The sequence below is a fragment of the Trichocoleus sp. FACHB-262 genome, assembly GCF_014696035.1.
Lineage (GTDB): Bacteria > Cyanobacteriota > Cyanobacteriia > FACHB-46 > FACHB-46 > Trichocoleus.
Genome location: NZ_JACJPK010000074.1, coordinates 60627 through 82782 on the forward strand (window position 1 = coordinate 60627; position 22156 = coordinate 82782).

Annotated in this window: 21 protein-coding genes; 13 read left to right on the forward strand and 8 right to left on the reverse strand. The window is 49.0% G+C overall.

Going from position 1 to position 22156, the window contains the following annotated elements:
- The first annotated feature begins 88 nt into the window (after nucleotides 1-88).
- The 4 genes from H6F68_RS15290 (at nucleotide 89) to H6F68_RS15305 (ending at nucleotide 4968) form a co-directional block, all read left to right on the forward strand.
- Nucleotides 89-241: a hypothetical protein gene (locus tag H6F68_RS15290; protein WP_190440076.1), complete on the forward strand. Its 153-nt coding sequence runs from the start codon at nucleotides 89-91 to the stop codon at nucleotides 239-241.
- Nucleotides 242-419: 178 nt separating this feature from the next.
- On the forward strand, nucleotides 420-1352 hold the full coding sequence (locus H6F68_RS15295) for an NAD-dependent epimerase/dehydratase family protein (RefSeq protein ID WP_190560246.1): 933 nt from the start codon (nucleotides 420-422) through the stop codon (nucleotides 1350-1352).
- Nucleotides 1349-3079 (forward strand): glycosyltransferase family 39 protein, encoded by a 1731-nt coding sequence (locus tag H6F68_RS15300; protein WP_190560248.1) that lies wholly within the window; start codon nucleotides 1349-1351, stop codon nucleotides 3077-3079. The genes H6F68_RS15295 and H6F68_RS15300 overlap by 4 nt, the downstream gene beginning before the upstream one ends.
- A 389-nt stretch (nucleotides 3080-3468) precedes the next feature.
- Nucleotides 3469-4968 (forward strand): S10 family peptidase, encoded by a 1500-nt coding sequence (locus H6F68_RS15305; protein WP_190560250.1) that lies wholly within the window; start codon nucleotides 3469-3471, stop codon nucleotides 4966-4968.
- Nucleotides 4969-4978: 10 nt separating this feature from the next.
- Here the strand turns inward: H6F68_RS15305 and H6F68_RS15310 are convergent, their stop codons facing one another.
- On the reverse strand, nucleotides 4979-5470 hold the full coding sequence (locus H6F68_RS15310; protein ID WP_190560251.1) for a hypothetical protein: 492 nt from the start codon (nucleotides 5468-5470) through the stop codon (nucleotides 4979-4981).
- A gap of 123 nt (nucleotides 5471-5593) precedes the next feature.
- Here H6F68_RS15310 and H6F68_RS28495 point away from each other — a divergent pair, with 123 nt between their 5' ends.
- Nucleotides 5594-7246, forward strand: coding sequence for an AAA family ATPase (locus H6F68_RS28495; protein ID WP_199300107.1), 1653 nt, complete (start codon nucleotides 5594-5596; stop codon nucleotides 7244-7246).
- Nucleotides 7247-7420: 174 nt separating this feature from the next.
- Here the strand turns inward: H6F68_RS28495 and H6F68_RS15320 are convergent, their stop codons facing one another.
- The 3 genes from H6F68_RS15320 to H6F68_RS15330 all read right to left on the reverse strand — a co-directional run bounded on the left by H6F68_RS15320 (nucleotide 7421) and on the right by H6F68_RS15330 (nucleotide 9763).
- The gene (locus H6F68_RS15320) at nucleotides 7421-8491 is read right to left on the reverse strand and encodes an agmatinase family protein (RefSeq protein ID WP_190560253.1); all 1071 of its coding nucleotides are present in this window, start codon (nucleotides 8489-8491) and stop codon (nucleotides 7421-7423) included.
- A gap of 334 nt (nucleotides 8492-8825) precedes the next feature.
- A complete protein-coding gene (locus H6F68_RS15325; RefSeq protein ID WP_190560255.1) occupies nucleotides 8826-9125 on the reverse strand; it encodes a hypothetical protein in 300 nt (99 codons plus the stop codon).
- Nucleotides 9122-9763, reverse strand: coding sequence for a hypothetical protein (locus tag H6F68_RS15330; RefSeq protein ID WP_242065524.1), 642 nt, complete (start codon nucleotides 9761-9763; stop codon nucleotides 9122-9124). Before H6F68_RS15330 ends, H6F68_RS15325 begins: the two co-directional genes overlap by 4 nt.
- Nucleotides 9764-9965: 202 nt before the next feature.
- On the opposite strand from H6F68_RS15330, the gene H6F68_RS15335 reads away from it, so the two are divergent.
- From H6F68_RS15335 to H6F68_RS15360, 6 genes are all read left to right on the forward strand, one after another.
- A complete protein-coding gene (locus H6F68_RS15335; RefSeq protein ID WP_190560257.1) occupies nucleotides 9966-10988 on the forward strand; it encodes a fatty acid desaturase in 1023 nt (340 codons plus the stop codon).
- Entirely contained in the window at nucleotides 10982-11731 is a 750-nt protein-coding gene (locus H6F68_RS15340) for an iron-containing redox enzyme family protein (RefSeq protein ID WP_190560259.1), read from the forward strand. The genes H6F68_RS15335 and H6F68_RS15340 overlap by 7 nt, the downstream gene beginning before the upstream one ends.
- Nucleotides 11706-12830, forward strand: coding sequence for a DUF3419 family protein (locus tag H6F68_RS15345; protein WP_190560261.1), 1125 nt, complete (start codon nucleotides 11706-11708; stop codon nucleotides 12828-12830). Before H6F68_RS15340 ends, H6F68_RS15345 begins: the two co-directional genes overlap by 26 nt.
- Nucleotides 12827-13627, forward strand: coding sequence for a hypothetical protein (locus H6F68_RS15350; protein WP_190560263.1), 801 nt, complete (start codon nucleotides 12827-12829; stop codon nucleotides 13625-13627). The genes H6F68_RS15345 and H6F68_RS15350 overlap by 4 nt, the downstream gene beginning before the upstream one ends.
- A 187-nt stretch (nucleotides 13628-13814) precedes the next feature.
- The gene (locus tag H6F68_RS15355) at nucleotides 13815-14561 is read left to right on the forward strand and encodes a lycopene cyclase domain-containing protein (protein ID WP_190560265.1); all 747 of its coding nucleotides are present in this window, start codon (nucleotides 13815-13817) and stop codon (nucleotides 14559-14561) included.
- A 122-nt stretch (nucleotides 14562-14683) separates the two neighbouring features.
- Nucleotides 14684-14974, forward strand: a complete 291-nt coding sequence (locus H6F68_RS15360) for a hypothetical protein (RefSeq protein WP_190440107.1) — start codon at nucleotides 14684-14686, stop codon at nucleotides 14972-14974.
- Here the strand turns inward: H6F68_RS15360 and H6F68_RS15365 are convergent.
- Nucleotides 14967-17162 carry an AAA family ATPase gene (locus H6F68_RS15365; RefSeq protein WP_190560267.1) on the reverse strand — a complete coding sequence of 732 codons (2196 nt, stop codon included), beginning with the start codon at nucleotides 17160-17162 and terminating at the stop codon, nucleotides 14967-14969. The genes H6F68_RS15360 and H6F68_RS15365 overlap by 8 nt on opposite strands.
- A gap of 103 nt (nucleotides 17163-17265) precedes the next feature.
- On the opposite strand from H6F68_RS15365, the gene H6F68_RS15370 reads away from it, so the two are divergent.
- The gene (locus H6F68_RS15370) at nucleotides 17266-17694 is read left to right on the forward strand and encodes a hypothetical protein (protein WP_190560269.1); all 429 of its coding nucleotides are present in this window, start codon (nucleotides 17266-17268) and stop codon (nucleotides 17692-17694) included.
- 7 nt (nucleotides 17695-17701) lie between these two features.
- Here the strand turns inward: H6F68_RS15370 and H6F68_RS15375 are convergent, their stop codons facing one another.
- The 3 genes from H6F68_RS15375 to H6F68_RS15385 all read right to left on the reverse strand — a co-directional run bounded on the left by H6F68_RS15375 (nucleotide 17702) and on the right by H6F68_RS15385 (nucleotide 21315).
- Nucleotides 17702-18751: a glycoside hydrolase family 43 protein gene (locus tag H6F68_RS15375; protein ID WP_199300108.1), complete on the reverse strand. Its 1050-nt coding sequence runs from the start codon at nucleotides 18749-18751 to the stop codon at nucleotides 17702-17704.
- A 130-nt stretch (nucleotides 18752-18881) separates the two neighbouring features.
- Nucleotides 18882-19697, reverse strand: a complete 816-nt coding sequence (locus H6F68_RS15380) for a phytanoyl-CoA dioxygenase family protein (RefSeq protein WP_190560271.1) — start codon at nucleotides 19695-19697, stop codon at nucleotides 18882-18884.
- Between the two features lie 196 nt (nucleotides 19698-19893).
- Nucleotides 19894-21315, reverse strand: a complete 1422-nt coding sequence (locus H6F68_RS15385) for a serine/threonine-protein kinase (protein ID WP_190560273.1) — start codon at nucleotides 21313-21315, stop codon at nucleotides 19894-19896.
- Nucleotides 21316-21535: 220 nt separating this feature from the next.
- Here H6F68_RS15385 and H6F68_RS15390 point away from each other — a divergent pair, with 220 nt between their 5' ends.
- Entirely contained in the window at nucleotides 21536-22144 is a 609-nt protein-coding gene (locus tag H6F68_RS15390) for a DUF4126 domain-containing protein (protein WP_190560275.1), read from the forward strand.
- Nucleotides 22145-22156: the final 12 nt, after the last annotated feature.

The window sequence follows — 22156 nt, forward strand, 5'->3', positions numbered from 1 at the left end:
TTTGCGCTCATTGACGGAGTTTTGAATGCCTCATCAAGGGTAACGTAGGAAGAATGATAGCCCAAAGTTTTGCAGAGGAGAAATTCCAATGACTAACTTAGAGCAAAGCGTCTTTGATGTAGTCCGGCGGCGTCCTGTTTGGAGTGTCGTAATGATTGCCTACCAGCTCAATTACCCCCAACAAGATGTCAAAGCTGCCCTCGATCGCCTGGTTGAAACAGGCAGGCTTCAAAACGCATAGAGCAGGCTATAAATTTAGGCTAAGGGCGATCGCTTTTCCACGGTGATCGCCCTTAGCCTAAATCCTCACTATTATTTACTAACTGTTGATTTTTGGCTCCTAGCTTCTGACTCCTAACTTTTACCTCTTTCCTCCCACGTCCTAAGATAATAAAGCTGGGTTGTGAGGAGGTCTGGGTATGCGGATTTTGATTATGGGTGGCACCCGATTTGTTGGGGTCTACCTAACTCGAATTTTGGTTGGGCAAGGGCATGAAGTAGTTTTGTTCAATCGGGGGAACAAACCTGCTCCGGTGGCGGGTGTGCAGCAGATTCAGGGCGATCGCACAGACCCTGTTCAACTCAAAGACAAACTAGCCACAGAGACGTTTGATGCCATCTTTGACAACAACGGTCGGGAGTTGAGCGACACTCAACCGTTAGCAGATCTGTTCCGAGACAAAGTACAACATTTTATCTACATGAGTTCTGCGGGAGTGTATTTGAAATCTGAGCAGATGCCGCATGTGGAAGGAGATGTGGTAGACCCCAAAAGTCGGCATCGTGGAAAGCACGAAACAGAAGCTTATCTGGCGGAGCAGGGATTGCCCTTTACTGCAATTCGCCCCACCTATATCTACGGCCCGCAAAACTACAACGACTTAGAAGCTTGGTTTTTTGATCGTATTGTTCGCGATCGCCCGATTCCAATTCCGGGTCATGGTCTGCACTTGACGCAATTGGGGCATGTGCAAGACTTAGCTCAAGCAATGGCAAATGTGTTGGGTAATCCGACAGCGATCGGGCAAGTTTACAATATCTCTGGGGATCGCTATGTCACATTTGATGGCTTAGCTCGCGCTTGTGCGGCGGCTGCGGGGAAATCTGCGGATGCAGTTGAGATTGTGCACTACGACCCCAAACAATTTGATTTCGGTAAGCGCAAAGCCTTTCCCCTGCGGACCCAACACTTCTTTGCCTCGGTGCAAAAGGCGATCGCTGAACTCAGCTGGCACCCTAAATTCGATCTTGTTTCTGGGCTGCAAGACTCGTTTCACCAAGATTATCTCGTTTCCGGTCGGGACACAGCGGCAGTAGGCTTTTCAGTGGATGACGAGATCTTGGGCGCATGAAACGTTTACACTACTTGGCTTTGATCGGAGCGATCGCGTTGGGCACAGCGTTACGCTTCTGGAACTTGGATGCCAAACCTCTGTGGCTAGATGAAGTGATTACGGCGATTTTTAGCTTTGGTCGCAGCTACTATGATGTGCCGCTAAATGTGCTGTTTCCACATACGGTGCTGGATCAGGTCTTCACGCTCAAATCGGGTGTTAGTTGTCCGCAAATCGCCCAAACTGTTAGCACTGAGTCTGTGCATCCGCCGCTGTTCTTCTGCTTGCTGCATAGTTGGTTGCGGTGGATCAACCCATTGGCCCAGTCTTGGGTGTGGAAGTTGCGATCGCTCCCGGCGTTGTTTGGGGTTGCAGCGATCGTAGCTATTTATGGACTAAATCGCGTTGCCTATGCTCCCAAGGCAGGCTTGACGGCAGCAGCTTTGATGGCGGTGTCTCCTTTTGCGGTGTATCTTTCGCAGGAAGCCCGTCACTATACCTTGCCAATGTTGCTGATTACGCTGGCATTATTGAGTTTAGTCCAGATGCAGCAAGACTTGTGGCAATCTCGACGGCTCAGACCGCTGCCTTGGCTCGGTTGGATGTTGGTCAATGGCATTGGCTTCTATATCCACTATTTTTTCTTGTTGGCGTTTGTGGGGCAAGTGGTTACCTTAGTGGGGATGGCAGTTTGGCAACGCTCCAGAATCTCCCGCTACCACTGGGGGGCGATCGCCCTAGCTATCTCTGGCGTAGTTTTGAGCTATCTCCCTTGGTTGCCTACATTGCTAGGTCACACAAGTCGCCCAGAAACCGATTGGCTATCTCCCTTTCAATCCAGTTGGCTCGACAAGCTAGCACCGCTCTATCAATTGCCTGCGGCTTGGCTGATCATGGTGATCTCCTTCCCTGTGGAGAATCAGCCACTCTGGAGCGCTATTCCAGCGGCTTTGTTGATGTTGGTGTTTGCAATTTGGCTTATGCGCCACGTCATCCAGGGTTTGAAGCAGCTTTGGGTACAGCCAGAGACTCATTTAGCAACTATCACTTTGACCAGCTTTATTCTGTGTGTGCTGGTGGAATTTTTGGGGATTGTCTATGTGTTAGGCAAAGACATTACGGTAGTGCCGCGCTACAACTTTGTCTACTATCCAGCGGTCTGTGCTTTATTAGGAGCAAGCCTAACCCAGCTATCTCAAAACAGCTCTCTGCCTCCTAGAATGGCCTGGTCTCACTACTGGAGTGCTTACCGAGTCCAGATCAGCGTCTTAGTGGTTGGTCTCCTTAGCTGTATCTTTTTAGGACTGGGTTTCATCTTTCAGAAACCTTACCAGCCGCAACAGGTAGCTCAGAATTTAATGTTGGAACCCACTAAACCTCTGATGGTGGTGACAGGTTATGACACACTCTTGGAAGTTGCTCTAGGGTTGAGCTTCGACTTGGAAGTGCATCGGCGATCGCTCACTTCTCCAGAACTAAATCAAAACGTCTCCTTTGGTTTCTTGAGTCGCCAACCCACCTACAGCCAACTTTGGCAGAATTTAGCCAACGTGCAACCGCCTGTCTCCACTCCACCTAATTTGTGGATTGTTGGCAGTGGTTTGAGGCAAAGAGAATTTCCAGAGCAGCTCAGCTTACCGAGCCAAGCTAAGTCGGGAGGGGAGACGGTGGCTTGCGAGCGCGATGAGGAAAACTATCATCGTATTGGCGTGCCTTATCAACTCTATCGTTGCGCTGCTAGATAACGTGTTGCTTAGCCTATGAATCTAGTCATCAGGATTTTGTTTTGGCTGCTGGCTCTAGTTGGCAGTCTACTGATTCTTTCCCTCATTCTCTTAGGGATGGCACCGGGAGTCAGACCGCTGGACTTCACTGGCTTTTTGCTTTATGGTCCTGGTCCTGGATTTCTATGGCTACTAGGGTTGTTGCTCCTGGCTGCAATTCTACAGATTTGTAGCATAGCCCTAAGGCTTAGACGGCAACGTCATCCAAGCCAGTTATGCAACCGGCTTTCCTGGGTTAGTCTGATCTTTCTCTTGATACTTGAGGCAGTGATGATTGCCGATTTTCAGGAATTATTCTGAATGTTAGTTTAAGAACTACCTCTATCTAAGCTGTTGCCCAACCTGAACTTATGTCTGACACCCCTAATTCCCCCGTCGCTCGCAAATCCAGTATCACCGAGCATGCCCTGACGCTGAGCGATCGCCGGATTCGCTATACCGCCTCAGCGGAGTGGCAAACGCTGTTTGACCAAGAGAAGCCTGTGGCAGAAATGTTCCACGTTGCCTATCTAGCTGAAACAGATGAAGCAACCACTCGTCCCCTAACTTTTGTGTTTAATGGTGGGCCTGGGGCTGCTTCTGCCTATCTCCACATGGGTGCGCTAGGGCCAAAACGGATCTATTTTGATGCCAATGGTGGCTTGCCGAAACCTCCGGTGCGATTGGTCGACAACCTCGAAAGTTGGCTCAGTTTTACAGATTTGGTGTTTATTGATCCGATCGGAACGGGATTTAGCCGTAGTTTGCCAGCTAACAAAGACAAGCAGGACAAATCGAGTGAGACACCTAGCAGCACGGAAGCAGAGAAACCCAAGGAAGTAGAGTTCTGGGAAGTGGAGCGGGATTTAAAGGCATTGGGAGAGTTTATCCAAAGATTTCTCTCGCGCCACAAACGCTGGTTATCTCCTATCTTTATTGCAGGGGAAAGTTATGGTGGCTTCCGGGTTGCTAAGTTGGCTCGCAAGCTCCAACAGGAGTTTGGTATTGGTCTTTCCGGAGCGATTTTAATCTCTCCCGCCTTAGAATTCAGCTTGCTGGGTGGAAATGATTACAACCTCACTTCCTGGGCCACATTGCTACCCTCCCTGGCCGCGGCAGCAGCTCATCATGGACACGCTCAGTGGGCTGGAGATCCCGGAGATCTATCTGCCCATATGGTCGCAGCCGAACTCTTTGCCCGTAGGACGCTGATTCCGCTGTTAGCGATGGGAGATGCGCTAACTTCTGAGGAGCGCCAATCAGCCTATCAACAGATCGCAAATTTGATTGGGTTGCCGCTGTCTTTGGTGGAGAGACAGGCTGGGCGGGTTGATATTGAAGTTTTTTCGAGAGAACTGTTGCGCGATCGCCAGCGGATTGTGGGGTTGTATGATGCCTCAATCACCGCGATCGATCCCTTCCCCGATCGCACCGTTTATCAAGGGATTGACCCGACGCTGGATGGACTCGATCGCCTGTTTACAGGAGCAATCAACAGCCACTTGCGCGATACCTTGGGTCTGGAAACAGATTTGACCTACCACCTCCTGAATATGGAAACCTTTAAGGCTTGGCAGTTTGATCTCAAAGGAGAATTAAAACAAGGATTTATTGGTGCAGTGGATGATTTGCGGATAGGAATGACACTGAATCCTTATATGCAGGTGTATATCACCCACGGATTTTTTGATCTGGTGACTCCCTACTTTGCCTCCAATCACCTAGCGGATCTCATGAAGCTCGACCCTGAGATCCGCCCCAACTTGACGCTAAAACATTTCCAAGGTGGACATATGTTTTATAGTTGGGATGACTCGCGCCAGCAGTGGTTTACAGAGATGCAAAACTTTTATCGAGAGGCGATCGCCTGAGGAAAATTTATTATCGGCGGGCTTCTGCGGTCGTGACAAATTGCTGGGCAGCCTGTTCAATGCCTGCTGGGCTAAAGACATTCATATACTTTTGGGCCATCGCAGGTGTGAAGAATTCCAGCATCAAGCGGTTTTCTACCCAAAACTCAACCACGTCAAACAAGCCATCTCGGTTGGCTGGAAGCACCCGCCAGCTTTCCCGCTCACCAATGCGTTCGATCTCTTCTAAGCTGAGGGATACAGAAAAAGCAGCATGGACAGGGGTGTACTGAGAAGACTGCTGTTCGTTGATTTGGAAGCCTGCCTGCCCTTCCCAGGCATCGGGAATTAGTTCACTGCCCAAAGGATACAGCTCAATTCCAGTCCCGAATTCATCAGCGGCGAAGACAATGTAGCTGCCAGGGTTAGGAGGGAATGGCATCATCCGACCCTGGAGAACTTCTGCTAAGACGCTAGCAACGTGCTGAGGATTTTTAACGGAAACAGAAAGATGATGTAGCATAAGTGCCTCCTAAGGATGAATATTCGCTGAATTAGGTTGAATGATTAACTGATGCATCTAGAATAGGCAAGATTGTTAGATGGCGTCACGACCCAAATAGATCATCCAACCGGGTGAGATTTAATGGTGAGCGAATTCAAAACTGAGCGATATTCGTTCCTAGTGAAGCTGACGCCCAAAGGCAAACAGATTAAAATTCAGCAGCATGAAGCGTTGCTAGCTGCCCCGCGATCGCCAACAGAGGAGCCTTTTGTGGATTTCAAACACTTTGTGAATTTCCGACTGCTGCGAAAAGAAGCAAATCTGCTCTATAAGTCGCTCTCGCCAGTGCTAAGCGTAGATGCTAGATTTGCGGATGCCATCTTGATAGATTTAGCCAAAATTGTGCAGCTCTGTGGCCGTAGCACTGGCAAGTTAAGCTCTGCTGAATTAATGGCCTATCTAGTGGTTTATGCTCTGGTTAAGCAAGATGCTGAGAAACTCAATGCTGCTGTTAATCTTTGGGAAGCTTCCTCGGAAGTGCAGTTGCAGTATCAAAAAATCACGTTGCAGCTTCTTTTAGATTTCACCAAAGACCAAAAACCTGAGCAGTTGATATTACCCTCAATTTTGAATCAACTAGATGAGGAAAAAGGCACCAATTATCTAGGAGATGTGATCAATGCCATCTACAAATTTGCCCAAGCCATCATCAAAGCAGATGACACGGTGGATTTACAAGATTTGGAATCTTTGTCTCTGATTTGGCAACTGCTGCATTCCTATCAGAAACTAGAGAGTTATCAAGCAGGATTACAAGCTGTCTCTGAGATTGCTCATGCAACACCAAATCCCACATCAAATCCTGGTACAAACTCTGGAGTAGCGCCACAAGCTGCTGCAACTCCCGCCCCAGAGCAGCCAGAAGAGATTTTAGAGCAAGCGCTAGCGGAACTCAATGATTTGACTGGAATGGAAAATATTAAAGAAGAAGTGAAAACCCTGACCAACTTTCTCAAAATCCAGAAAGTCCGAGCTGAGCGGGGTTTAGCCCAAACTTCAGTGTCACTCCATGCCGTGTTTTGTGGGCCACCAGGAACGGGCAAAACTACCGTGGCGCGATTGATGGGGCGGATTTATCACGGTCTAGGATTTCTGAAAAAAGGACACTTGATAGAAACCGATCGCACAGGTTTAGTCGCAGGTTATGTCGGCCAAACGGCTCAGAAAGTAGATGAATTAATTAACTCGGCATTAGATGGCGTTCTATTTATTGATGAGGCTTATGCCCTAGTTCCTAAAGAAGCAGGACGTGATTTTGGTCAAGAAGCGATCGATATTTTACTGAAACGCATGGAAGACTACCGCGATCGCCTAGTGATTATTGTGGCAGGCTACACCGACGAAATGACCACTTTTATTGAATCTAATCCTGGCTTGAAATCTCGTTTCAATCGCTATTTTTACTTCAACCACTATAAACCGGAGGAACTGCTTGCCATCTTTGAAAAGATGTGTAGCAAAAGTCATTTTCACTTGACTCCTTCCACGCGAGATAAACTACAAACGATGTTTGCAGAGCTTTATGCGAACCGAAACTCAACGTTTGGCAATGCTAGAGTCGCGCGTAATCTGTTTGAGAAAAGCATCGAGCAACAAGCGAATCGATTAGCTGTCTTGACATCTCTAAATGATGAGGTTCTCACGACATTACTTCCCGAGGATATCCCTATTGAGACGGTCAAAGTCCATGCTGGTAAAGTTGACTGGCAAAACCTCACTGTGCCCTCTCGCTGAGTGGGCCTTTGGATTGCATATTCTTTGCTACAACAATCCTTTTCAATGCTTGAACAGGTGTCGGGGTTTATCCTGTCTAGAAAGGCAACCCCGCCCCCCCTGGTTCAAAATAGGTGGCAAAATCAAAGCTTGCCTTAGTATGCTCAATCAGTTAAACTTCTTGACCAACTGCCATTAAGCCCACACTGAGGTAGCTAAAGCAGATCGTGATAAAGCCATCAAGTTACAAAGCTTATAAACAGCTCTAGCCCCAACATTGCCATCCCATTCGTCATCACCCACTTCACACACATCAAAACCAATAATTTTTCGACTGCTATTGACCACTTCACGGAACAAGCAAAACGCCTGTTCCAATTCCAGGCCACCGGGCACTGGAGTTCCGGTATGAGGACAAAGTTTGGGGTCTAAGCCATCAGCATCAAAGCTAATGTAAACATGTTGGGGAAGCTCGGCCACCATTTGCTTGCAGAGTTCTAGCCAAGGCACGCCTGCATAAAGCTTTTGCTTCAGTAGAGGGTCGTAGTAGGTGGAGACTCGCCCGCCTGACTGCTGAATTAAACTGACTTCATCATGGCAGAAGTCACGAATCCCTACTTGAACCAGCTTTGAGACTTGAGGCACTTTTAAGGCATTAAACATAATGGAGGCATGAGAGTACTGAAACCCTTCATAGGCTTGGCGCAAATCAGCATGAGCATCAATGTGGAGGATGCCAAACTCTGAATAACGCTCAGCCAAAGCTTGAATGCAGCCCAAGGGAACGCTGTGATCGCCGCCAATCACTGCGACCTGCTTTCCTTGCGCCATTGCTGCTTTAGCTTGCTCAAAGAGCCATTGGTTTACCGCTTCACATTCCTGATTCACGGTTTGCAGTAGGTCTGCCAAGTCTGGATCAGCTTCAATCTGCCTTCCTTGTTCCATGTGGGCAATGATGCGAGTGGCATCCTGCCGTAGACTCTCATTTTTCTGCTGAATATGTTCTGGAATTGGAGCCATAAAGATGCCCTGCTGCCAACCCTCTGGATGATCAAAATCGTAGATATCTAGTTGGCGAGAAGCTTCTAGGACGCGCTGAGGGCCTGCGGCTGTACCCGCACCATACGAGACCGTCACTTCCCAGGGCACACCAAATACGATGGTTTGGGCAGATTCGTAGTTGAAAGGGAGACCCAACAAGTTACCGTTGTCGAGGCCAATATCATTGGGATTAAAGTTCTGTAAGATGTCTTCTCTGGTAGGCATGGGAAAGTTCCTGGAGCAACGTGGGTTAGTAACTTGAGTGATAGGACAGAGACGAGAATCGCTTCACCAAACTGAATGCTCTCCCAGTCTATATTTCCTTTAAGTTGAGAAACAGGGTGGATTAGCGTAGAAGGGATGGGAATCCCGTACCTGCTGAGCAAAACGCATGAAAGCGATCGCTGGCTACCGAGGACTAAGCACACGCCAGACGATGAAGAGAGTAAAAGCTAAGTAACCTAGTACTGTCGCCCAATCTTGCCAGTGATTGGCAGATAGCAAAAATTGGTCGTTCATTGATTGTGCTCCTACACGCCTCATGTCGCTGATTCCATTCTCATCGTTGCATGAGATTACAGATTACTTCTCCTACCCTTTCCGGCTTAAATGGCACTACTTTTCCATCTTGACGAACTCGCAGGCGATCGCGGCAGTTATATACTTCAGTGGGTCTAGCCACTCCATCAACACTCACAGCAGCTCTGTATTCCCAGTAATTCTTGGCACTGCGTTGGATGCTAAGAATACAGATGGTGCGATCGCTAAGCAAACGACAAAACGATTTTGCCTCTACTGGTGAAACAGGGAAGAGTAACAACACGAGTAGCAACAGAAAAGTAATGAAAGAGGACTTCATGTTTGCCGCCCCCACAGAGCCAGTCCCCCACCTCGACCTCTGGCTGCAATGATATCTTCTTGCACTAAGAAGTAGTTGAAAAAAGCTTGCTTCTCCACCCCCACACTCGCCGCATAGAACTTAGCTTCACTGGTTTCCCCACCGCGAACTGTACCTTGATATAGGGAGAATTTAGACAGTTGCAAAGTGATTCTTGTGAAGTCAAACGCCAAGATGTTGTTTTTGCTCAACAGCTTAGTTGGGCCTGACAGTGCCATTTGAAGCTGACCCAGTTGAACTCGGTTGGTGACGTTACCTGTCTCAAAAGATGCACTGTAGGACGCGTTATCTGTCGCAGTTGAAGGAGATGCAGCTAAAGGGGATGCGGCATAAGCTAGAGAGATCGTGATCAAAGATGGCACATAGCGGCCTGCTCCTAGCACGACTCCAGCCCGTTGCCGAGTTTTGCGAGTACCTGTGATGAAGCAAAGCCGCCAGTCACCCGTAATATCGTTCAAGGAATAACGGATTTTTTGGTGCCTGTTCGCTTTTTCTACATCTAACAGTGCCTGAACCACCTGTTCAGGAGTGGGACGCTGATGAGAGCGCTCAAGCACTGCCAAGGCAGCTTGCTGAAGAATGGTCGAGTTGCTGTTCAAGCGGCTTTTGGTTTCACATACACCAATGACTATCTTACGACAAACCTGCTGCTGGCAGAGAACCCTGAAGTTGATGGTTCTAGGCTGAGACTGCGATCGCCTCTGTCCGCTGTTCAGTCTATGAACCTACACATGCAAGTGAGAGAAAACTTATCAAGACAGCCATAGTAGAAATCAATCCACTCCTTTATGTGACTTTTCTATGACCGTCGAGTCATTAGTACCTAAATTAACTTTTACAGAACTGACGGTAGAGAGTCCGTTGAGCGATCGCGACCGTCCTAAAATTCCTCTCGATCTGCTGCGATCGCTGCATCTTCTAGAAGCAGCACACCATAGCCGTTTAGGAGTCTTTATGGGCCTCTATAGCTTTGCTGCGGCTGCAGCTTGGGTTTTGGCGACTTATTGGGGCGGCTTTTGGTGCCTCTGGGCCTGTGTGCCACTCTACATTCTGGCCGCTGCTGCTCTGCATGGCATCAGTTTGTTTACCCATGAAGGGGTGCATAGTGTACTGTCTCCTCATCCCCATTGGAATCGGGGGCTAAGTATGGTTTGTGCGATGCCAGTTTTGCAGAACTATGCAGCCTACAAGGTATTGCACCTCAAACATCACAAGCACTTGGGTGCTCAAGGCGATCCTGACCACTACAAGAACTACACCCATTGGAGTTGGTTAGTCTTCTTGATGCACTGGGGACGTTTATTAGTGGGTTATCCCGTTTATATTGTCGCAATTCCTCTGTTGGGGTTTTGGCAGGGAAATCGTCGCGATCGCCTGTGGATTGGGTTAGAAGTTCTATTGCTCGGACTGCTGATTGCAGGTGTGGCACTTTCTCCTATCCCGCGATCGCTCCTGGTACATGGCTGGCTCATACCCATGTTGTTGATCAATGGGATGGTTAATATTCGAGGCATGAGCCAACATACTCTGCTAGAACATGAAACTGACTTAATCCGAGGCACGAGAACGCTTCTAACTAATCCTGTTACCCGCTTCTTTATGTGCAATGAAAACTATCACTTAGAACATCATTTGTATCCCGCTGTCCCTTGGTATCATCTTCCTCAACTCCACAAAGAGCTGCAAGCAGAACTAGAATCTCGCGGTGCACCTTATCTCCCTTCATATTTCGCTTTTGTTCGCGAGTTTGTGGTTGCTAGTATTCGCCGGACTTCTGTGGGTAGCGTAGCGCTGGTAACGCAAGGAGAAAAGCAGTCATGCTAGAGCTGCCGACCAAACTGCCAACGCTATTTCCCCTGGTGCTACCCTCACCCACATTGGTTTGTGAAGATCTGATCCAGTTCACCACGTTAGATGCTGCTGTTGCCCAGGTTGCAGCCGCATATGATTTTCCACATCATCCCTATTTCTGCTGGATGATAGCCCCCGCGACTAGTCGAGAGGCTTTCTGCAATAGCCAATTGCCGTTCCGATTTGCTGTAGAGTCCTTCTCTCAGGCGCTAGCAGCCGTCTTGGCTAGGATTCCCAGTTTAGAAATGCGATTGGCGATCGTAGAGAATGTAGCTGAAGAGCATGGGCATGGCGATCGCTGGCGGTCTCACAAATACACATTCCAGCAGTATCTCCAGGCATTGGGAGCTACTAGCACTGGATTGACAAAGCCCTGCCCTACCTCTGTTTTAGCTTTCAATCAGGCTATCCTGAACTACTGTCTTACCCAACCTGCGGAGGTAGGAGCAGCGATGCTAGGGATGATCGAATATCTGTATGTGGGCATTAGTGCTGCGATCGCTCGAACCCTGACCCAGCGAGCATGGGTTGCGCCAGGTAGCCAATCGCACTATGCCGTACATGAAAAGCTAGATACTGAACATGCTCATGACTTATTGCAACTAGCGAGCCCTGGTTGGCAAGACGCTCGATCTCGTCTGTCTCTAGCTCAAGCCTTGCTATTAGGGGCACATTATTTTTGGAGCCTATATGCCGATTTGCTGCCCTCCCTCTGAAATTGCTTTCTCCCAAGTCCGAGAAGATCCTTTGACTGAATGGCAACTGGTGGAGCGACTGGCGAAACAGCAGGAACGGCCATTACGGATCTTGTTGGTTGCTTCTGGAGGCTGTACAGCGCTGAGTTTGTTAGCCCATCCCGCGATCGCGCAGATTGATGCGGTCGATCTTAACCCTGCTCAACTGCATTTAGTCACGCTCAAACTGACAGCTTTATTACATCTCTCTCTACCAGAGCAGTGGCGGTTGTTAGGGGCAGCATCTGACTCTCTTGAGTTTTTTGATGCCGCAGGGAGATCTGAACTAGGGGCAGAAGCGGGCGATCGCTTCCAACTATACCAACGCTTACAGACTCACCTCCCTGAATCAACTCGTCTCTTTTGGGATGCTCGTCTGGACCAGATCGCTTTTGGAGTGAATCGAATTGGCAAGTTTGAGCAACTCTTTAGGGAGCTAGCAACTCGCTTTACTGAACTGGGAATAGACCCGCTTCATAACCCTCAAGCAGCAATGGCTCATCCCCACTGGTCAGCCGTGTTTGCAGCTGTATTCGAGCGAGACAAACTGATGCAAACTTTTGGCCCCGCAGCGGTGAGCTATTCTATGGATCGGAGTTTTAGTGAGCACTTTGCGGATGTGTTTGCTCAAGCTTTACAACGATTTGCACCCAATCAAAATTACTTTTTGACGCAGGTATGGCGCGATCGCTATGCGGTTGGCTCGGATGGCGTGCCGCCTTATCTCCAAGCTGCGGTGCAAGAATCAATTCGTCAGTTAGGTACTTCACGGTTAGCACTGCATCTAGGGCCGTTTACAGAAGTTTTATCAAGGCTGGTTCAGCAGGATGCTTACGATTTGATTCAATTCTCCAATATTTCTGATTGGATGCCCATTTCTGATCTACACCAAATGCTGGCTACAGCGGCAGCAAGTTTACGAACAGGCGGGATATTGCTGGGCAGGCGTCTGAATGGTGATCATGATTTGACGGCAACGATGGCCGAGCATGTTGCAGTTGATCGGCAGCTAAGTGCTCAGTTAGGCGCTAGCGATCGCTCCTACTTTTATCGAGAAGTGGTTGCAGGAGTGCGGCTATGAAGTTCCATCGCCTGAGCTTAGAAGAGCGATTACGGTGGCAACCTGGTATCGCTGCCATTGAGCAGATGGCTAGTTACCCTTTGGGAGATGACTTTTTTCAGTTAGACCACGGATCGGATTACTTCGCCTTTTTTGACCGCTTAGGATCTGTCAATTACTATGTGGCGCTGGATGGCGATCGCGTAGCGGCTGTGGGAGCAGGAGTTTTACGACAGGTAAAAACTTGGCGGGCAGAAGCTTTGCAGCCAGCTTGGTATCTGTGTGACTTGAAAGTTAATCCCCTTTACCAAAGACAGCAGCTTTCGATGCGAATTCTTAGCCATGCGATCGCGGATGGTTTGCCAAATTGTGTTGCGGGATACACCATCTCCATGAATACCGAAGATGGCAGTGCCAGTCGCTGGGTTCGCGTTCTAGAGCGATTTGATCAAATTGCTTTTTGTCGGGCAACGACACTTGGTATCTATAGCTGTGATGCCATGACTATGCAGAAGCTAGAGCCAATACTAAATAAGCATCGTGGACCTATTACTTATCTCTCCCTCCAAGGAGTAAAAGATCTGCGATTGCAGAGCACAGGCCAAATATTGCCTCTACTCCATGTGCAGTGGGGAGTAGGCAAAGTAGGAGCGATCGCAGTTCCCCAACCTGGATACACTCATATGTTTTGTGCTCCTACAGAAGATGCTCTAGCCACAGAACTGTCAAGGCTCGAAGTATATCCTAGTGCAACCGCTAGTGTTGTGAGTCATGGGATGCAAAGCGACTGGCAATTTATTTTAACTAGTGATATTTGATTCGATTCAAGCCTCTGGAAGGATGCTGCTAGAACATTTCACGCTTAATGTAGGACCGGAACTCAGCAATAAACTCGGTAATGCATTCGTTAATAGAACGCTTGCTCTACCGCTGGAATTTATTGCTGATACCCCTGGTTAAAAATTATTATGAGCCTGACTAATCCTTAAAAATAACTTCATAAAAATGACTTACTCACTGTTTCACCTGATTTTTATCTTGCCGCCCATTTTGTTACTCGCCTTGCAGCAACCGCAACCTCTAGCAGGCGTGGGAGGTCGTAAAGCTGGGCTCTCTCTGCTCTTGATTGCTGCTGTAGCGTTTATTTACACGACACCTTGGGACAATTATCTAATTTGGCGCGATGTGTGGCACTACGGGCGCGATCGCGTAATAGGTACTGTTGGATATGTCCCCATCGAAGAGTATTTATTTTTTGTGCTACAGCCGATTCTGACCGGGTTATGGCTATATCGGTTGTTAGCTCATACCGAGGAATCCGGCGAAGTCAAATCCTCTCTCGCAGCCAATATAGGAGGAACGATTATCTGGGCAGGTTTAGGTCTCGCGGGTGGTTGGTTACTACAACGCGATTTTGGCGTTTATCTGGGGCTGATTTTGGTGTGGGCTAGCCCGATCCTAGCCTTGCAATGGTTGGTGGGCGGAGCACAGCTTTGGGTTCGCAAACGTCTTTGGCTCACCGCCACTTTAGTCCCCACTCTGTACCTCTGGATAGCCGATCGCATTGCCATTGGCCAAGGCATTTGGAGCATATCAGAGGTGTATACCACTGGGCTGCATTTATTTGGGCTACCTATTGAGGAAGCGACATTTTTCCTTGTAACAAATTTTTTAGTAGTACAAGGGTTATTGTTGCTCTTGGTGTTCAGTAAAGCCGACAAGCCCTTCCTCCAGACTGAGAGCGAGTTTTGAGTTTCTAGACCGCTTCTACCTTGAAACTTATTTCGTTGTACGGAGAGAGATTAACAAATATTATGCTAACTTGATTCAATAGTTAAGTCATCTTAACTAGCAGTGTTTACAACGTATTGACTATGTCTTGGTTGTTCTTAGCTCCTTTGGGAATTGCAATTACTGCATTTTTCATCTACGAACGATCCTGCGATGAGATCGCTATTTTATCAGCGGTTGCAGCCATTACAGGCGTCCTTTTTGGTCTTATTCTGGCACCCTGGCAATTGCAGTTGGTGGCTTTGCTCCTGGGTCTCATGTTGAGCCAAAAATTCATTAAAGCAGAGCGCTATCAGTCCAACTCTCGCTCTGAGGCCGATCCCATGATGACCATGATGTACAACGGTTTAGATCGCCAAAGGCCTTTCAAGTAAGCGATTTCTCTGCCTGCACAAACGCAATTGTGCTTACCCAGGATACAGTTTTCTCTTGTAAGTAGCGCTGAAACAGCTTGCTGACCCAATTTATCTCTAATTCTGACAGGTAATGGCTGAGGTGATTGGCATAGGTAGGCGGATAAGCTGCAATCGCAAACCATCGCTCGATTAAAGCGGCAGAGATATACATTTCCGCAATTGTTTGAACTGTCTCGGTTTGAGCCCTACATCCTGCTTGCTCAAAGTCAAGCTTTAGGTCTGTGTGGTCCCAACTGATCTTAGGATCGCTTGTGTCTGCGTAGATGGCTTCTTCAGCAATTACTAATCGTTGATACAGATCAGGCTCAACGTGAGCTGGGTCTAGCAATCGATACAATCGTTGGCTATGGCGTGGCATTGTTTCCGCCAATGTGATTTGGCCTCCGGATTGTAAGAGAGATACGCAAATGCGAATTAGGCCAGGTCTATCTACTGCTGCCATTAAGACGTTGCGGCCCACAATATGATCGAACCGGATGTCGGGTGCCTGAGCCGTTAATAAAGCGGGTAGCTGTTGCACAGGGCCTTGCAGAATTGTCGGTCGTAGCAACTCTGGTAAAGCTTCTGCTTGAGCTTGTAAGCGTTCTACGTCTGTTGAGGTTGGCACCTGTACGTAGACACCACCTTCTGGGACTCGGCGCAGTGCTTCCCAAGTGAGTAAACCGTTGCCACCATTGAGTTCTAGGATTGTGTGATGCCGCTGGGGTTGAGCCATTTCAAACAGGCGATCGCGGACCTGTGCCAAGCGTTCTCCGGTTTGAGATAGCGTGCGTTGTAGCCAACGTTCTTGAGCTTTATTGGTGGGGCTGTAGGTGAGAATTTCTGGAGCCGTTACATCTAAGCCTTCGGCGATCGCAGCCAGTTGGGCTTCCCGACGACGCTCGACTTGGGTGCGGATGCCCGCTTCAAACCCTTGCTCTGAAGGTTGGTAAAAGACTTGGCCTTGCAGCGCCGTTGGTAGATATTGCTGCGCCACCCAATGATCGCGGTAGGCATGAGGATAAAGGTAGTTGGCTCCATGCCCAAAACTATGTTTATCTCGATTAGCATCTTTGAGATGGGAGGGCACATCTGCTTCGCGTTCTCGCTCCACGGCAGCCAAGGCATCAAAAAAGCCCATCACACTGTTAGATTTTGGGGCGGTTGCCAAATACAAAGCAGCTTGGGCTAACGGGTAACGACCTTCGGGCATGCCCACGCGATCGAATGTGGCGGCACAGGCATTGACTCTAGCGACAGCCTCCGGATCTGCGAGCCCTACATCTTCACTTGCCAAAATCAACATTCGGCGAAAGATAAATCGCGGATCTTCTCCGGCGTAGACCATGCGAGCCAGCCAATATAGCGCTGCATCTGGATCACTGCCCCGCAGACTTTTGATGAAGGCGCTGATGATATCAAAGTGGGCGTCTCCCTCTTTGTCATATAAAACCGCTCGCTGCTGAATCGACTCTTCGGCAACTGCGAGATCAATGTGAATTGTGCCCGTAGGAGTAGGAGTTGTGGTTTCAACCGCAAGTTCCAACGCATTCAGGAGACTTCGCGCATCTCCGTTCGCCACATTCACAAGATGGTCTAACGCTTCTGGATCGATTTGAATGGAGCGATCGCCATAGCCTCGTTCGGCATCTGTCAGAGCTTGGTACACAACTCCAACTAAATCAGCCGCAGTGAGGGACTTGAGCTGAAAAATCCGAGAACGGCTGACAAGAGCTTTGTTGACTTCAAAGTAAGGATTTTCTGTGGTGGCTCCAATTAAAATTACGGTGCCATTTTCCACCCACGGCAGCAGCGCATCTTGTTGCGACTTGTTGAATCGATGCACTTCATCCACAAACAAAATGGTTCGTTGATTGTGGCGATCGCGCCGTTCTTGAGCCGTTTCGACCGCTGCGCGAATTTCTTTCACCCCTGCCAGAACAGCATTAATCGAAATGAAGTGCCCCTGAGTGCTGTTGGCGATCACCCGTGCCAGCGTCGTTTTGCCTGTACCGGGTGGCCCAGAAAAAATCACAGAGGCAAGCTGATCGGCTTGAATGGCGCGTCGCAGCAGTCGTCCGGGGCCAACAATATGCTCCTGCCCGACAAATTCATCTAAAGTGCGGGGGCGCAAGCGATCGGCAAGAGGGGCAGCTATCGGGTTCAAGGCGAGTCTGGGTGAGGAGGAATTAGGGTCTCAAGCTAGGATAGCTCGCAGAACCGCCAAAATTACTGGTGGTCTTCTAAGACAACCCCAAGGAGAGAATAGCGTGAGCAACCTAGAGAAAAAGCGGTTGGATGTAGCCCTGGCGATCGCGGGTTACGCCGTGGGCAGCGGTGCAGCAGTGGCGGTGCCGACTTTCGGCGGAGAACTACCAAAACAAGTGCTACTCAGCACTTCCGACGTGCTGATGTACACCAGAATTTGGAAGATTTATTTTGAAGAGGATTTGTCCCACAGCAATTTGATGGAAATGCTGACCCAGGTGGGACTAGTGACCGTGGCTGCAACTGGCGTTGCGTACATTGTGGCGAAAGGCAGCACCGCGATTTTGAAAGAATTTACCAATTGGCTCGGCCCTCTAGGTTGGGGAGCGACTGCCGCGATCGCTGGATCTCTAGCCGCTCTCTCTGGTGCCGCTTGGGCACTTTACTGCGACTACCTATATGCAGAACGCAACCCCCAAACCACAACTTAGGCTGAGATTACTTCGAGCCTAATACAATGTTTTGCGGTGTCCAACTAGGACCAGGACAACGCGGCCCATCTGGACTCCAGTGGATGGGGTCGATGCACATGCGTCGAGCTTCCATGCCTGTATCCCAGGCGTGATAAACGATGTAGTCTGTTTTGCCATCTGGACCGACCGTAATTGAGTTATGACCCGGACCGAGGACGTAACCGGGATGCGATCGCAAAACCCTTGGGCCTGCTTCATTTCCCGCATCTGAGTACGGCCCCATCACGTGGTTTGCTACGCCATAATCCACCCCGTAGCTATCCGTTTCCCAGCGTCCGCCACTGTAGAAGCAATAGTAGCGATCGCCATACTTCCGGACACAAGGGCCTTCTAGAGTATGCCAATCGTAGATGCCGCCATACATGGGGCGATCGGTGAGAAATCTTTGCCAATCGGATCTGGCCCGCAAGACGACTTTGCCTTCACCTGCTAGTTTGGTCATGCTTTCCAAGCGATCGACCATTAGGGCAGTGCCAGCACGAGTAGTTTCGTTAGTGTCTAAAAAGTCTTGGGCATAGAATAAGTACCATTGACCATCGTCATCACGGAAGGCGTGGGGGTCGATCGCGAACGGGCAGGACTGCGGATCTAACAACGGTTCGCCCACATCTTGATATGCGCCTAGCGGATCTTGGCTGGTAGCAACTCGTAACTGGTGGTTTTTATCTTCATGCCCCACCGAGTAATAGAGATAGAAAGTGCCGTCGCAGTAAGCGACCTCCGGTGCCCAGAAATTATCTCCTAAACTGGGGTCAGGCCGTACCAAGGCGTTTTGCACAAATTCCCAGTTAATCAGGTCATTAGAGCGCAACAGCGGAAAAACTCGTCTCTGCCCAGCTTCCTCTACTTCTCCGGCGGCTTCTGCTGGCCCTGTGCCGATCGCGTAGTAAATACCTTGATGCTGCCAAACATACGGATCGGCGAAATAATCTGGATAAACTGGATTGGTGTAGGTTCTGGTTTCAGTACCTGTTTCTGGGCTGGCTCCGGGTCTCGCTTCAGATTGAGTCATCATCACTCCTTGCACTGCAATCCATCCTCATCACCAGGAAATGAAGCAGCAAAAAAATAGAGGATGGAACTTTGATCGTTAGCGATCGCCGTTCAATCATCCTCTATCTGGAGTAAGCTTCTGGGATTAAGCTTTAGTACTTGAAATTGATGTAAGTTTCAGTCTTATTCTCTGGTAACTGGTCTACCACGTTGCAGCGCAACATTTCTTGGAGGTGCTGCGGTAGGCTCTCGTAATAATCTTTCTGAACTGTGAGATCCATCACCGGAGTATGCAACCAGTGCATCACATAACCCATTACCACCATTGGTCGGGGCTGAGCGGTGATATTGGGCGAACCTCGGTGGATTGCCAAAGGCGATCGGATGATTACATCACCCAGTTGCATGGGGAAAGACTCGACGGGAATCTCACCCGCTCTAATCTTCACCAATGCTTCTTCGCGAGGCATGACATGAGTGCCGCGTGCCATTTGGAAGGGGCCGTTGTCTTCCGTCACTTCGACTAGGGGAAAGTTAACTGCTAGAGCATAGAGTGGCGTAACGATCTGATCAGTAAAGAGGGGACGGAAATCCCGGTGCAGTTCTTGGTATTCCGAGTCTTGGAAGGGCGTATCGGCCCCTAGTTGCACCAAGCGGTATTCCTGAAAAAAGACCCGATCGAGCACACCCAAAATCGTGGGGTTGGCAAATACTTCCGTATTAGCGAAGGGTTGCACCCAAGGCAGAGTCAAATAATAACGGTTTTTCTCACGAGGGGCTAACCCACCGGGCCGCTGTTGACGCTCCCGAAAGAGTGCATCAAATGCTGCTGCCCACTCTTGGACCAACTCGCGATCGAAGAGTCCGGGAATGACACAAATTCCATCTCGATTAAGCACTTCGGCAAATCGATCTAAATCCGCTGCTGTGAATTTGCTAACACCAGTGGTATTGAGACTTTGAACCATTTTGCTGTCCTTCCTTCGGGCAGAATGTGGGAGTTGAGGGGGGCTCTCGACAGTAAGCGGGATGGGCAATCGCGTGATGTTTTTATCGAGAGTAAAATGTGTCGAGCTTTACACTTCTATTCTGCCCTGAGGAAGAGGTAGGATAACAGCAAAATGCTAAACAAGATCATTAACAAATTGTGAAGAGTCAGCTGGATTAAGTCATCCGTAACCATTCTTTAATCACCTTCACCAGCCAGTTGCATTCATCCCAACTAAATCCTTTAGCAAAGAAACTTTCGCTACTGTAGGTCTGGATCGTGACCACCCTTTTTTCATAAGTTTGCTTGCCCGCCCGGAAGGCTCTCAGGGTATGAAAAATATTGTGAATCTCTGCATTTGAGCCTTGAATCATCGTCAAGGAGAAGCCAAAGGGAGATTTATAAATTGCAAATTTCTCTGGAGTAAATTGCACATAAGTTGGTAGAAAATCCCAATAGGTCGAAGCAGCAACTAGCAGCACGATTGGTAAGAAGAAAAAGAGAGTATTGCCAAACTGCCAGCTCATACTAGCCATCACAGGTGCCCATATCTGACCGAAGATCGCTAGCCCAATGGCAACCGGAATTAAGTAGAGCAAATTCCAGGGGTTTGCGCCTGGGACTTGAATCAGCAACTCATCAGCAGTTTGATGCAACTGAATTCGAGTATCAAAATGAGGCACCAGCGATCGCTCTCTTTGAAGTGCTGGCGATCGCTCACGAGATGGGTCAGGCTGTTGGGAGGAAGTCGAGAGCGGTGAGGCTTTACTGGCTTCTAGCGATCGCAAAGCTTCTAGCGCTTGTCGGGCCGTTTGAAACCGTTTCGCTACGTCAGGCTGTACCAGTTTAGCCACCCACCAGACAAAGTCAGGGTCTAAGCTGACGCGATCGGCAAACTGAATTTGCAGATCTTTCTGAGGTAACTCTGCTGGGGATACCCCTGTGAGGAGGTGAATTAGGGTTGCTCCCAGCGCGTACAGGTCAGAAGCGGCAACAGCTCGGCCCCCAAACTGCTCCATCGGGGCATACCCGTAAGTTCCCACAACTGTAAACGTGCTACCTTCAGCCGCAGCTTTATCTTGAACCGCACCAAAATCAATTAGGTAGATGTAATTATCTTTGCCCAAAATCAAATTGCTGGGCTTGATGTCACGGTGTAATACCGAAGGGCTGAGTTCGTGAAGATAAATCAATAAATGCAGCAGATTCGCTGCCATCTGCCGCACTTGCCGCTCGCTGAAATGTTGACCTTCAGCGATCAGTTGCTTCAGGGAAGCGCCAGCAATATGCTCTTGCACCAGTCCAAACCAAAGCAGGCGATCGTCAATGGAAAAATAATCGCGGTACTTGGGAATTTGCGAGTGCTTGAGTTGCCGCAACACCTGAGCTTCGCGCTCAAACAACTTTAGGTCATCCCACTGCACTTGGTCGCCAAATGCCAAGAGCTTGATCACTACTGGTTCTGGAGGCTGCGCTGCTAAATCTTCTGCCAGCCAAGTTTGCCGTCCAGCCGTTTGCCCTAGTTTTTGTTTCAGTCGGTAGTGCGCTTCAGTTGGTGTGCCTTGGCGAATGTGGAGAACTTGTTCAGGTTCTAGCATAGAAGTTAGGTGAGCATCTCCTTGGCTGTAGTTATCCCCAAGTAGCGGGAAGAATCTCTAAAACGAGGTCTGATTCTACCGACTTTATAGATACACAAGCTCACATTCACTTTCCTAAAAGCTAGATGGTCCTGATAACCACCCTTAGACTCAGGCTAGGGATATGGGGCAACCGTTATCCTAAATTTAGGGGCTAGATACAGCAATAGGGGAGGAGCGTGTGGATCAGCTCTTGAATTTCAACACTTTAATCGAGATCTTATTAGGCGTGAGCTTGAGTGCAGCTTCTGGCTTCCGAGTCTTTGTGCCACTCCTGACGCTCAGTGCTGCGGCTGTGCTGGGTCATGCCAACTTACCCACTGACTTCGACTGGATTGAAAGTCCCCAGGCTTTAGCTGTGTTTGCGATCGCCTCAACTCTAGAAGTGGGTGGCTACTACATCCCCTGGTTTGACCATCTTTTAGATGTAGTGGCAACCCCAGCGGCAATCTTGGCAGGTACAATCGTCACAGCTTCACTGGCTCCAGATCTAAACCCAGTAGCGCAATGGACCTTAGCGCTGGTAGCGGGAGGAGGAGCGGCAGGCATCACCAAAAGCCTGACGAATCTGTTACGAGCTACCTCAACTGCAACTTCTGGTGGTTTAGCGAATCCAATCGTAGCGACAGTGGAATTAGTAATAGCGATCGCGCTCTCGATTTTAGCGATCACTTTGCCAGTTGTTGCCATTATTGTGGTGATCACATTTCTGGGATTTGCGATCGCAAAACTGTGGCGATTTTTCTCTCGTTTCAGAACGCCGCAAAGCACCCCAGAAAATTTGTCTTAATTCCAAGCGCCT